This is a genomic window from Aphanothece stagnina RSMan2012 (assembly GCF_046764815.1).
Taxonomy (GTDB): Bacteria; Cyanobacteriota; Cyanobacteriia; order PCC-6307; family Cyanobiaceae; genus NIES-981.
In genome coordinates this window covers 1-11639 of sequence record NZ_JBKOUC010000038.1, presented here as the reverse complement: position 1 = coordinate 11639, position 11639 = coordinate 1, and the positions used below count along the sequence as shown (strand labels likewise).

The window sequence follows — 11639 nt, the reverse complement described above, 5'->3', positions numbered from 1 at the left end:
CGCTGCGTCCGTTCCAGTTTCGACCGCATGTCCCCGTGGTGCGGTCCATCCGGCGGGCCATCCAGTGGCTCTGGCACCAGGAGGGCAACCCCGGCCAGCGGGCCCGGGGCCAGGCCGCCGGGGTGTTCTGCGGCTGCTTTCCCTTCTTCGGACTGCAGACCCTGCTCGGCGTGGCCCTGGCCAGCGTGGTGCGCGGCAATCACCTGCTGGCGGCGGCGGGCACCTGGATCAGCAATCCCTTCACCTACCTGCCCCTGTACTGGTTCAACTTCAAGCTGGGCTGCCTGCTGCTCGGTCCCGGCATGGGCTGGCCCGGGCTCGACACCCTCCGCAGCGGGGCGGTGTGGCAGCTGGGCTGGTCATTCACCAGCAGGATCCTGGTGGGATCACTCCTGGTGGGCCTGGCGGCCGGACCGGGCCTCGGCTGGCTCTACTGGCGCTGGCTGATGCAGACCAGTGGCCCCCTGCCTGGATACCGGGCTGGGCAGGAGCCTGACCAGGGATGAGCCTGGGCAGGACCAGCTCCAGGCAGCCGGGGGCAGATTGGCTCAGGAATTGGCGAGACCGGGGAAGACCATCAGGTCAATGTGGCCACCGGTGGGATGGCGCCACTCGCGGAACTCGGCGGCCAGGGCACTGTGTTCCTGGCTGAGGCACTGGGCCTGGAGGTCCTGCAGGCGCTGGTGGACCAGATCGAGCGTGTTGTCGATCAACTGGGCGGCCTGTTCAGAGGTCATGGCTTATGCGGCGATGGAGCTGGTACGGCGCTGGGGATCGCAGCCAGGGGCCGGGTCCAAGGTGTGGGGTGGTTGTAGGCAGACCGCTCGGAGCGAGCTGTAGCGGCAGACACCCGCTCCGTGGCGCTGTGCGCAGATGCACACCACCTGCACAGCAGGCCACTCCCCTCAGCCGAGGCCGACGGCCTCGATGGCGGGCGCGAAGGCCACGGCGAGCAGGGGATTGGCGCGCATCGCGAGCGGCTCACAATGGAATCAGCCATGGAATCAGCTCCGTTGGCGGCTCCCATGCCAGCTCATCCTCAGGATCGTGGTCGCAGCGCTGGAGGGGCTTCAGGACAGGCGCCCGCAGCCCTTGCAGCGTCCTCAGCTGCGGCGGTGCTGATGCTGCCGATGCTGGGACTGGCCGCCGCGCCCACGGGCAGCATGACGGGGGCAGCGCCATGCCCGGCAGCAGCGGTGGCTCAGATCGACGGGCTCTACCGCTGGCATCTCGCCCGGCAGCACGCGCGGGGGCCGGTCGACCTCACGAGCCAGAGCGCCCGTTTCACGCCAGAACTGCTGGAGCAGCTGCAGGCGGCCTACCGGCTGGGCCCTGCCGACGGGGGGTTCGTGGACTTCGACGTGTTCAGCGGCACCCAGGTGAGCACCTTCGGCGCCAGGGTGCTCCGTTGTGCCCCTGCCGCCGATGGCCGTCTCGAGGCGCTGGTGGCTGTGCAGGCCGGGCTCCGCAACCACCCGCGGGAGGAGCCGGTGCCGTTGCACTACCTGCTGCAAGCGGCTGCCGGCGGTCGCTGGCTGATCGCCGACATCACCTACCCCGGCGAGCCCGGCTTCCGTCTGAGCGCGTTCCTCTCCGAGCTCACGCCCGTAGGCGGCTATGGCTTCGACTGGCGGCAACCGGCAACAGCCCGCTGCCGCCCCATCACCGCGGTGGAGGCGGCGCGGCTGCGCCAATGCCGGTTCGAGCGCAACGGCACAGCCTTCGGACTGAAGTCGCCGTATCACCGCTGCAGGGGAGCGGGACGCAGTGAAATCCTCGTGTATCCCTCAGCGCCGGCCTGCGGCACGGCCCTGGACACCATGGAGAGCCATGGCCCCTGACCCCGAGGGGCTCCCCTCCAGATGGATCCGATGGCTCGCTCAGCCCACGCCGGTGCGGCAGATGTCGAGCACATCCGCCATGGAGCGGATCTGGTTCATGGTGGTGGTGAGCTGGGTGGCGCTGAGCAGTTCCACCCGCAACTCGATGCGGGCCGGCTTGCCGGGGGTGGTGCGCACACGGGCATCGCTCACGTTGATGCGGTGGTCGGAGAGGCGCATCAGGATGTCCTTGAGCACGCCCACCCGGTCGAGCACATCAATGCGCAGCTGCACCGGGTAGCGGCGCTTGTCCTGATCGCTGGCGGCGGGATTCCAGCGGACCGGCAGACGGCGTTCGGCCGGCACCTGGGCCACATTCGCGCAGTCCTGGCGGTGGATGGTGATCCCGTGGTTGCCGAGGGCCACCGCGGCCAGAATGGGCTCGCCGGGCAGGGGGCTGCAGCAGCCACCGAGGCGGTAGTCGAGCCCTTCCAGACCCAGGATGGCGCTCGCGGCGCCGTGGCCGGCGGAGGGGGCCGGAGCACTGACGTGCTCGGCATGAGCCGACACATTGCGGGCCAGCTCCTCGTTGCTGAGCACCGGAGCGGCGGCACTGTTGGCCAGCCGCAGCTCCTCCCGCAACCGGTTCAGCACCTGGTGGAGCGTCACCCCACCGAAACCGAGATTGGCCAACAGGTCGTCGGTGCCGACCAGGTTGCAGCGGCGGGCCACCCTGGCCATGGCCTCGCCATTCAGCAGGGCATCGAAGCCATCGCGGCCCAGCTCGCGCTCCAGCAGTTCGGTGCCGCGCTGGATGTTGGCCTCACGGTGGCTCTTCTTATACCAGGAGCGGATCCTGTTGCGGGCCGTGGGGGTGGCCACGAAGTTGAGCCAGTCCAGGCTGGGGTGAGCCGTCTTCGCGGTGATGATCTGCACGAAGTCCCCGTTCTGGAGCGGCGTCGCCAGCGGGCAGAGGCGGTCGTTGATGCGCACGCCCTGGCAGTGATTCCCCACTTCCGAGTGGATGCGGTAGGCGAAATCAACCGCCGTGGAACCCTTGCGCAGCCCTACCACATCACCGTTGGGCGTGAACACGAAGACCTCCTCATCGAAGAGGTCTTCCTTGATCGAAGCGAGGTAGTCGTTGCTGTCCTCGGCACCGCCATCCTTCTGCCAGTCGACCAGCTGGCGGAGCCAGTTGAACCGTTCGGCATCATTGCCGGTGGAGGCAGGTGATCCACCCTCCTTGTATTTCCAGTGGGCAGCGATGCCATATTCCGCCACCTGGTGCATGTCCGCCGTCCGGATCTGAACCTCGATCGGTCGGTGCCGGCCGATCACCGCCGTGTGAAGCGATTGGTAGCCATTCGGTTTGGGCAGACCGATGTAATCCTTGAAGCGTCCGGGGATGGGTCGGAAGGTGTCATGCACCACCGCCAGGGAGCGGTAGCAACTTTCAAGATTCGGACAGATGATGCGCAGGGCCGCGACGTCGTAGATCTCGTGAAACGCCTTCTGCTGGCGCTGCATCTTGCTCCAGATGCCATAGAGATGCTTGGGCCTGCCGCTCACCTCGCAATCAGCCAGGCTGGCGGCCGCCAGCCGGTCGCGCAGGAGCTGCACGGTGACCGCCAGCCGGTCCTCCCGCTCGCTGCGCTTGGTGGCGACCTGCTGCTGCACGTCGCGGAAGGCCTCCGGCTCCAGGATCTTGAAGGAGAGATCCTCCAGCTCCCACTTGAGCCGCCCGATGCCGAGGCGGTTGGCCAGGGGGGCGTAGATCTCCCGGGTTTCCCGGGCGATGCGCAGCTGCTTCTCCGGCTTCAGCGCACCGAGGGTGCGCATGTTGTGCAGGCGATCGGCCAGCTTCACCAGCACCACCCGAATGTCGCTGGCCATGGCCAGGAACATCCGCCGCAGGTTTTCGGCCTGGGCCTCCGTTTTGTTGTTGAAGTGAATCCCGCCGAGCTTGGTGACCCCTTCGACCAGGGCCCGCACCTCGAGCCCGAAGTGCTGCTCCAGCTCCTCGGGGGTGACATCGGTGTCCTCCACCACATCGTGGAGGAAGCCGGCGGCGATCACGCTCGCGCTGGCGCCGATGTCGCGGAGCAGATCGGCGACGGCGATCGGGTGGATGATGTAGGGCTCGCCACTCGCCCGGTACTGGCCTTCATGAAGCTGGAAGGCGAAATCAAAAGCCGAGGCCAGCAGGGCCTCGGCATCGGTGGGACAGCTGTCGCCGGAGCCTGGGGGGACGTGCTCGACGCAGCGCTGCAACCACTCAGGCAAGGGCACCCCGTAATCACCGGGGTGGGTGATGGGACGGCGGGCCAGGGGCGCGCAGACCGTGTTCCGAGCCGACTCCCGACAGGGGGGAGGTGTCCCGGGCGGTGACGGCTGATCAGGTGATGGCGTCTCGGCGGAGGTGGGCTTGACTCCTGCCGAAGGGGTGACAAGGCCCGGAGGGCTGGCCCGGCCGGTGTCGGCGGACTGGCTCCCGGGCTCCTGCCGAACCGCTGCCGCTCCGGAGCCGGGAGCGGCCTCCAGGGATGGGTTCGGATCGGAGACTGCGCGGAGCATGCCACCCTGCGGAGCTTCCCAATCGTATGCAGGCACCGTCACAGAACGGCTGATGTCCGTACCCACAGACCCAACCTGGTCCCCATGACCGACCCCGTGCTGTCCCTGAAGGATCTGGTGGTGCGCTATCCCGGTGCGGAGCGTCCCACCCTCGACGGTCTCGATCTGAACCTGAACCGGGGAGAGACCCTGGCCCTGGTGGGCCCCTCGGGCTGCGGCAAGAGCACCGTGGCCCGGGCGGTTCTGCACCTGCTGCCCCAGGGCAGTCAGTGCACCGGCAGCCTGGCCCTGGCGGGGGCCGACCCCCGGCAGCTCCGCCGACCTGCCCTGCGAAGACTGCGGGGCGAAGCGGTGGGTCTGGTGTTCCAGGACCCGATGACCCGGCTGAATCCCCTGCTCACCGTGGGCGGGCATCTGGCCGACACCCTCGAGGCCCACCGTCCGGGCTGGAACCGGCAGCAGCTGCGGGAGCGGGCGGAGGATCTGCTGCAGCGGGTGGGGATCAGCACCGATCGCTACAGCAGTTACCCGCACGAATTCAGTGGCGGGATGCGTCAGCGGCTCGCCATCGCTCTGGCGATGGCCCTGAAGCCGCCGCTGGTCATCGCCGATGAACCCACCACCAGCCTGGACGTGGCGGTGGCCATGCAGGTGATGGCGGAGCTGGCCGACCTGTGCCGGGAAGCGGGCAGCGCCCTGCTGCTGATCAGCCATGACCTGGCGATGGCAGGGCGCTGGTGCGACCAGATCGCCGTGCTGGAGCAGGGCCGCCTGGTGGAGCGGGGGCCAGCTCGGGACGTGCTGGTGGCTCCACGCTCCTCCCTGGCCCAGCGGCTGGTGGCCCGGGCGCGGGAGCGGGAGGGACGGGCGCGCACGGCAGCGGAGCCGGGGGCTCCGCTGCTCGAGATCAGGGGTCTGCGCTGCTGGCATCCGCTTCCCTCGGCGCCCTGGCGGCCCCGCTGGCTCAAGGCCGTCGACGACGTGAGCCTGACGCTCGGTCGGGGGGAGACCGTGGGTCTGGTGGGCAGCTCAGGCTGCGGCAAGAGCACCCTCTGCCGTGCCCTGATGGGATTGGCGCCGGTACGGGGCGGGGAGGTGCGGCTGCAGGGCACCGACCTGCGCCGGCTGCACGGGGAGAAGCTGCGGCAGGCCCGACGGGGCATCCAGATGGTGTTTCAGGACCCCCTGGCCTGCCTCAACCCACAGATGAGGGTCGGAGAAGCGGTGGCCGATCCCCTGCTGATCCACGGCATGGCCGGCCCCGCCCAGGCCAGGGAACGGGCCCGGGCCGCCCTGGCGTCGGTGGGCCTGACCCCACCGGAGGCCTTCGAGCAGCGGCTGCCGCGCCAGCTCTCCGGCGGCCAGCAACAGCGGGTGGCGATCGCCCGGGCCCTCATCCTCGAGCCCCGGGTGCTGCTCTGCGACGAAAGCGTCAGCATGCTGGATGCCGAAGTGCAGACCGATGTGCTGGCTCTGCTGCGGGAGCTGCAGGAACGCCTCGGCCTGGGGATGCTGTTCGTGACCCACGATCTCGCGGTGGCCAGTGGCTTCTGCCATCGCGTGATCGTGCTCGACGGCGGCCGCATCGTCGAGGAGGGTCCCGGCCCGGACCTCCTGCGCAAGCCCCGGTCCAGCGTCACCCGCACCCTGGTGGAGGCCTGTCCACGCTTGCCGGCCGTGCCTTAGCGGGCTCCCTCGGGCGATCCTGGAAGCAGCAGCGGCGCTCCGCTCCCAGGGCGATGCCATCCACCGCTCAGAACCTTCCCCGCCGGCGCAGAAGCGACAACAACCGCTCGAAGACTTCCGGGAGCGGCGCCTCGCACACCAGCCGCTCCCCGCTGATCGGATGATCCAGGCCCAGCTGCACGGCATGGAGTGCCTGGCCCGGCAGCTCCACAGGCAATCGGCGGCAGCGTGAGTACACCGGATCCCCCACGATCGGATGGCCCATGTGGGCACAGTGCACCCGGATCTGGTGGGTGCGGCCGGTATCGAGCTTGAAGCGCAGCAACGCATAGTCACCGAGCCGTTCCACCACCTGCCAGTGGGTGCAGGCGTGCCGACCGCTGGCATCGCTCACCACCGCGTATTTCTTGCGATCCTGCGGGTGACGGCCGATGGCACCGATGATCGTGCCGTGATCGCCCGCCGGCTGGCCGTGGACCACCGCCAGGTACTCGCGCGACGCGATGCGCTTCTGGATCTGCACCTGCAGCTTCACCAGAGCCTCCTGACTCTTGGCCACCACGATGCAGCCGGTGGTGTCCTTGTCGAGCCGATGCACGATGCCCGGACGCATTTCTCCGCCGATGCCGGGCAGATCGGGGCAGTGATGCAGCAACCCATTCACCAGGGTGCCGTCCCTGTTCCCTGGAGCGGGGTGAACGGTGAGACCGGCGGGCTTGTTGAGCACGATCAGATCAGCGTCCTCGTAAAGCACATCCAGCGGCATCTCCTGGGCCACCAGATACGGGAGGGGTTCCGGCGGCGGCATCCACAGGCTCACCGTGTCCCCCTGCCGCAGGGGGGTCTTGGCCCGGCCGGTCACTCCGTTCACCCGCACGTAGCCGGCATCGATGAATTTCTGAATGCGGGCGCGGCTCTGCTCAGGGCGCTGGGCCACCAGCCAGCGGTCCAGCCGCATCGGCAGGGGCCTGGGATACGTGAGAGTCAGCTGCTCGCCGTCCCCTTCGCCGAAGCCGACGCTGGTGTGAGCCATTTCCATGGCATTGACCGTAAGAGCTGAGCCGGCGATCCCGGAAGGGACGGGCTGGACGGACCTGGCGTTCGCGGGAGCCGTGGGGAAGCTGAGCATGTCAGGATCGTTCCAACGCACAGGGTGCAGTGCGAGTTCTTGGGATTTCGGCCTATTACCACGACAGTGCCGCTGCACTTTTGGTGGATGGCGACGTGGTTGCGGCAGCGCAGGAAGAGCGCTTCAGCCGCAGGAAGCATGATGCCAGCTTCCCGATGCAGGCGGCTCGCTTCTGCCTGGAGAGCCAAGAGATTCATCTGGCCGATATCGATGCAGTGGTTTATTACGAGAAGCCACTGCTCACCTTTGAGCGATTACTGGAAACATACTTGGCCTCAGCTCCCCGCGGAGGCCGCTCATTTGTGGCTGCCATGCAGGTGTGGCTCAAAGAAAAGCTCTTCCTCAAGAGTCAGATCAAGGAGCATTTGCGCACATTGTCAGCTGAGATGATCGAAGCATCCAGTTCGGAGCAAGACTCTCAGCTGCCCCAGTTGCTGTTTTCTGAACACCATCTCTCCCATGCGGGCGCAGCGTTCTATCCAAGTCCTTTTGAGAAGGCAGCTGTGCTCTGCATGGATGGCGTGGGTGAGTGGGCCACCACCTCTGCCTGGCTGGGCAAGGGCAACACGCTCAAGCCACTGTGGGAGATCAGTTTTCCCCATTCTCTGGGGCTTCTCTATTCCGCTTTCACCTACTACTGCGGCTTCAAGGTAAATTCGGGCGAGTACAAGTTAATGGGCTTGGCGCCTTACGGGCGCCCCGTGCATGTCCAGGCGATCAAGGATCATCTGGTTGACATCAAGGATGATGGCACTTTCAGACTTGATCTCAGCTATTTCAAGTTTCATCGCGGCTTCCGGATGACGGGTCGCAGGTTTCATGCGTTGTTCGGGCAGCTGCCCCGCAAGGGTGAATCGGAGCTCACGCAGTTCCACATGGATCTTGCCGCTTCGATTCAGGCGGTCACCGAGGAAATCGTCTTGAAACTCGCTCGCTCTTTGCATGCCGAAACGGGAGCCACCAACCTCTGCCTGGCCGGTGGGGTAGCCTTGAACTGTGTGGCCAATGGCAAGTTGCTGCGCGAGGGTCCTTTCCAGGAGATCTGGATTCAGCCTGCCAGTGGCGATGCCGGTTCTGCCCTGGGTGCGGCCCTCGTGGCTTGGCACCAGCACTTCGCTCAGCCCCGCACACCCGCCGTGGGCGATGGCATGAAGGGCACGTATCTTGGCCCCCGTTTCTCCAATGCCGAGATCTGTACCTATCTTCAACAGATCAAGGCCCCTTTCCTGAGCCTTGAGGATGCCCATTTGTTCGAGAGGTTGGCTGAACTGCTCGACCAGGGCAAGGTGATCGGCTGGTTCAATGGTGCCATGGAGTTTGGCCCCCGCGCACTTGGAGGTCGCTCGATCATCGGTGATCCACGCAACCAGCAGATGCAGAGCGTGATGAACCTCAAGATCAAGTATCGCGAAAGCTTCCGCCCTTTCGCCCCTTCAGTTCTTGAAGAGGAAGTGTCCAGTCAATTCGAGCTTGAAACCAGCAGCCCTTACATGTTGCTTGTGGCACCCGTGAAGGCCTCACTCCGCATTCCGATGTCGCCCGAGCAGCAGGAACTGTTCGGCATCGAGAAGCTCAATGTGCCACGCTCCCAGCTGCCTGCTATCACACACGTTGATTACTCTGCTCGGGTGCAGACTGTGAGCCCTAAAACAAATCCTCGTTACTACAATTTAATCAAAGCCTTTCATCGACGCACGGGTTGCCCAACTCTGGTGAATACGTCATTCAATGTACGCGGTGAACCCATCGTGTGCACCCCTCAGGATGCCTATCGCTGCTTCATGCGCACCGAGATGGATGTGCTGGTGCTGGAGAATCAGCTCTTGTTCAAGGAGGATCAGCCCAGCGCCGAGAGTGATGAGAGATGGCTTCAGGAATTTGAACTCGACTGAACCTATGGCACGTTCTTCCTCCGCTCTCACTCCAGGCACCAGACAGCTGCGGGAATTCGGCCTGCTGGTCGGAATCGGGTTCCCGATCCTCTTCGGTTGGTTGCTTCCAGCCCTGCGGGGCCATGGGGGGCCGATCTGGCCGTTCGTGATCGGGATTCCCTCGCTGGTGCTGGCACTGGTCGCTCCCCGGCTGCTGGCCTGGCCGTACCGAGGCTGGATGGCCCTCGGCCATGGCCTGGGCTGGGTGAACAGCCATCTCATCCTGGGAGCGGTTTTCCTGCTGGTGCTCCAACCCATTGCCCTTGTCATGCGCCTCTTCGGCCATGACCCCCTGCGACGTCGCCCCCATGACGGCACCACCTACCGCGAGCCCTGCCAGCGCCCAGCCCCTAACCTGACCCGAATCTTCTGAACCCTGGCCGATGGAAGTTCTGCTGGATCTCGCCCAGGATATCTGGGATTATCTCAAGGTTCGCAAGAAGTACTGGTTGGCACCGCTGATCATCACGATCGTCTTGATGGGCGCTCTTCTGGTGGCAACTCAGGGTTCCGTAGTAGCCCCATTCATCTATTCGATCTTCTGAGAGGCGTGCAGAAACCAACCGGCCCGTGGCTCCAGATGGTGGCAAATGGAGTCTTGATGCTGGGCTCTGTGGCCATGGCGTTCGTGCTGTGCAACGCCGCCTTCATCATCTGGATCCGCGTTGCGGGTGGCCAGCAGCAGGGCTTCCCCCGCAGGGCCGTTGGCAATCTGCCGGCACCCTTGCGACTCTCCTACCCGTATCTAGGCAAGACTGGTGGACCTGAAGACATTGCGCTGCTGGGCGACAGTTACGTGGAAGGCGCGGGTGATGATTTTCTGCTCGGCTCCAACGATTATTCTCTCGGCCACCATCTACGTGCGCTAACTGGCTTCGGATTTCTCCCCTTCGGCGTTGCTGGCTCCTTCCTTCCCCGCTCGATCGCGATCTACAACACCGCCCTGAGTTCGGGCTTTTTCCCACTTTATCAAGGTCGGCCACGTAGCTTATGGCCCCGGCGCCATTTGTTGTTCTTCTATGAGGGCAACGATCTCGACGACTTTCTCCAAGCAAATCGGCGCTCTTCCAGCAGCCGTTCCCTGCAGAAATCCATGGTGGAGCAACTGTCCTGGCAGGATCGCTTTCTCCCGCTCTCGCGGGTCTTGGGACGTCGTTTCCGAGCTGGCTGGAAGGCCGCCCGGGAGACCCAGGCCACACCACTGGGCAGTCCTTCCAGCAGATCAAGTATCAACCGATTCTGCGGCGACCACTACTGCGTTGCATATGGCACCAGCCAGGCTGCAGCTCCAGAATTGAGCGATCATCAAGTACAGGAAGCACTGCTGGGCACGGTGAAAGCCGTCCAGCAATTTCAGTCAGAGCGACCCGGCACGCAGGTCTGCCTGGTGTACATACCCTCACCCGCCACTCTCTACCAGTCAGAGACGCCCATCGTGTTTCAGAGCTATGGAACCGGTGCGGAGAATCCAAGCGGCCGGATCAGCCCTGAGGCCAACAGGCAACGCAGTCTTGCGATGCGCCGCCGTCTGAGCAGCCTGCTGGCGGCTGGGCCGAAGCCGGTGCCGTTCTTCGATGCCACACCGGCCCTGAAATCTCTGGCCCGCACTCGCTTCCTCCATGGTGAGCAGGATCCCAAGCACCTCAACCGACAGGGCCTCCAGGGCTTGGCCCGTGCCGTGGCTTCGGCCCAGCTTCCCTGCCTCAGACCCCTGAGCCCAACCTCCTGAGCGGTGCATCCACGTCCGCGCCATGGACTTCATCGGGCATCGGGAAAGGCCACAACGGCCCTGAGATTCACGGTTGTTCCCTGAGGCTCCACAGGCAGCTGCCGCTTCGGCGAATCCCCATGTTGATGGGGCGATCCCGGGGTTCGCCCATCGTGGCCACTCCATCGTCGCCAACTCCATCGTCTCCAACTGAAGAGGCCCTGCGGGAGTTCAGCTTTGGCGAGCTGGGTTCCTGCGAGTTGGCCGCTCGCCTCTGCCGGCAACGAAGCCTCCCATCAACCCGGCAGCTCCAGAGCCAGCGCCCCCAGCCGCGAGCAGCGGAAATCGTCGAGCAGCTTCGTGGCCATGCGCAGACAATCCCCGCCCGTATGGCGCTGGGCGGCCTCCAGCAGCCAGGTCTCCCCATCGGGCCCTCCGGTGGGAAGCCGCCCCGGGGAGAGCCCGTAGCGCCGCTGCAGCAACCCCGCCGGCACGCCGGCGTGCGGCTCCGCCTCGAGCAGGGTGAGCAGCTGGATGAAGGCCAGGGCTGCAGCCTCGTTGTCGTAGGCGGCCTGGCCGATGTCGTCGCAGAGGGCCAGCCGCAGGGCGGCCTGCTGGTCATCCAGCCGCGGTGGCAGGACACCGGGTGCATCGAGCAGGTCGAGATCCTGGCCCAGACGCACCCAGCGCAGGCTGCGGGTGACACCGGCGCGGCGGGCACTGTCCACCACCTTCTGGCGAACCAACCGGTTGATCAGGGCGGATTTGCCGACGTTGGGGAAGCCGAG

Annotated in this window: 11 protein-coding genes; 7 read left to right on the top strand and 4 right to left on the bottom strand. The window is 65.6% G+C overall.

Annotated elements, in window-relative coordinates; genetic code table 11:
* Positions 1-506 (top strand): DUF2062 domain-containing protein (locus ACLNEE_RS15870; RefSeq protein ID WP_412007342.1); only part of this gene is annotated, 506 nt, incomplete at its 5' end.
* Positions 507-548: 42 nt separating this feature from the next.
* Here ACLNEE_RS15870 and ACLNEE_RS15865 read toward each other — a convergent pair.
* A complete protein-coding gene (locus ACLNEE_RS15865; RefSeq protein ID WP_087068301.1) occupies positions 549-737 on the bottom strand; it encodes a hypothetical protein in 189 nt (62 codons plus the stop codon).
* A gap of 378 nt (positions 738-1115) precedes the next feature.
* On the opposite strand from ACLNEE_RS15865, the gene ACLNEE_RS15860 reads away from it, so the two are divergent.
* On the top strand, positions 1116-1841 hold the full coding sequence (locus ACLNEE_RS15860; RefSeq protein WP_412007341.1) for a hypothetical protein: 726 nt from the start codon (positions 1116-1118) through the stop codon (positions 1839-1841).
* Positions 1842-1880: 39 nt separating this feature from the next.
* On the opposite strand, the gene ACLNEE_RS15855 is transcribed toward ACLNEE_RS15860, so the two are convergent.
* Positions 1881-4397 (bottom strand): RelA/SpoT family protein, encoded by a 2517-nt coding sequence (locus ACLNEE_RS15855; RefSeq protein ID WP_411423438.1) that lies wholly within the window; start codon positions 4395-4397, stop codon positions 1881-1883.
* 84 nt (positions 4398-4481) lie between these two features.
* On the opposite strand from ACLNEE_RS15855, the gene ACLNEE_RS15850 reads away from it, so the two are divergent.
* Positions 4482-6083: an ABC transporter ATP-binding protein gene (locus ACLNEE_RS15850; RefSeq protein WP_411423437.1), complete on the top strand. Its 1602-nt coding sequence runs from the start codon at positions 4482-4484 to the stop codon at positions 6081-6083.
* A 67-nt stretch (positions 6084-6150) separates the two neighbouring features.
* Here ACLNEE_RS15850 and ACLNEE_RS15845 read toward each other — a convergent pair whose 3' ends face one another.
* On the bottom strand, positions 6151-7041 hold the full coding sequence (locus ACLNEE_RS15845; RefSeq protein ID WP_411423441.1) for an RluA family pseudouridine synthase: 891 nt from the start codon (positions 7039-7041) through the stop codon (positions 6151-6153).
* Positions 7042-7241: 200 nt separating this feature from the next.
* On the opposite strand from ACLNEE_RS15845, the gene ACLNEE_RS15840 reads away from it, so the two are divergent.
* From ACLNEE_RS15840 to ACLNEE_RS15825, 4 genes are all read left to right on the top strand, one after another.
* Positions 7242-9104 (top strand): carbamoyltransferase family protein, encoded by a 1863-nt coding sequence (locus ACLNEE_RS15840; RefSeq protein WP_411423436.1) that lies wholly within the window; start codon positions 7242-7244, stop codon positions 9102-9104.
* A gap of 4 nt (positions 9105-9108) precedes the next feature.
* Complete coding sequence (locus tag ACLNEE_RS15835) at positions 9109-9516, top strand: SxtJ family membrane protein (RefSeq protein ID WP_411423435.1); 408 nt, start codon at positions 9109-9111, stop codon at positions 9514-9516.
* Positions 9517-9526: 10 nt separating this feature from the next.
* The gene (locus ACLNEE_RS15830) at positions 9527-9688 is read left to right on the top strand and encodes a DUF5989 family protein (protein ID WP_411423434.1); all 162 of its coding nucleotides are present in this window, start codon (positions 9527-9529) and stop codon (positions 9686-9688) included.
* 74 nt (positions 9689-9762) lie between these two features.
* On the top strand, positions 9763-10872 hold the full coding sequence (locus ACLNEE_RS15825; protein ID WP_412007340.1) for a hypothetical protein: 1110 nt from the start codon (positions 9763-9765) through the stop codon (positions 10870-10872).
* 275 nt (positions 10873-11147) lie between these two features.
* On the opposite strand, the gene ACLNEE_RS15820 is transcribed toward ACLNEE_RS15825, so the two are convergent.
* A partial coding sequence (locus ACLNEE_RS15820) for a GTPase (RefSeq protein WP_412007339.1) occupies positions 11148-11639 on the bottom strand: 492 nt, incomplete at its 5' end.

Excerpts from the sequence above, each read along its gene's own strand:
- ACLNEE_RS15865 (WP_087068301.1), bottom strand. The coding sequence starts at position 737 with ATGACCTCTGAACAGGCCGCCCAGTTGATCGACAACACGCTCGATCTG.
- ACLNEE_RS15855 (WP_411423438.1), bottom strand. The coding sequence starts at position 4,397 with ATGCTCCGCGCAGTCTCCGATCCGAACCCATCCCTGGAGGCCGCTCCC.
- ACLNEE_RS15850 (WP_411423437.1), top strand. The coding sequence starts at position 4,482 with ATGACCGACCCCGTGCTGTCCCTGAAGGATCTGGTGGTGCGCTATCCC.
- ACLNEE_RS15845 (WP_411423441.1), bottom strand. The coding sequence starts at position 7,041 with ATGCGGCTGGACCGCTGGCTGGTGGCCCAGCGCCCTGAGCAGAGCCGC.
- ACLNEE_RS15835 (WP_411423435.1), top strand. The coding sequence starts at position 9,109 with ATGGCACGTTCTTCCTCCGCTCTCACTCCAGGCACCAGACAGCTGCGG.
- ACLNEE_RS15830 (WP_411423434.1), top strand. The coding sequence starts at position 9,527 with ATGGAAGTTCTGCTGGATCTCGCCCAGGATATCTGGGATTATCTCAAG.
- ACLNEE_RS15825 (WP_412007340.1), top strand. The coding sequence starts at position 9,763 with ATGGCGTTCGTGCTGTGCAACGCCGCCTTCATCATCTGGATCCGCGTT.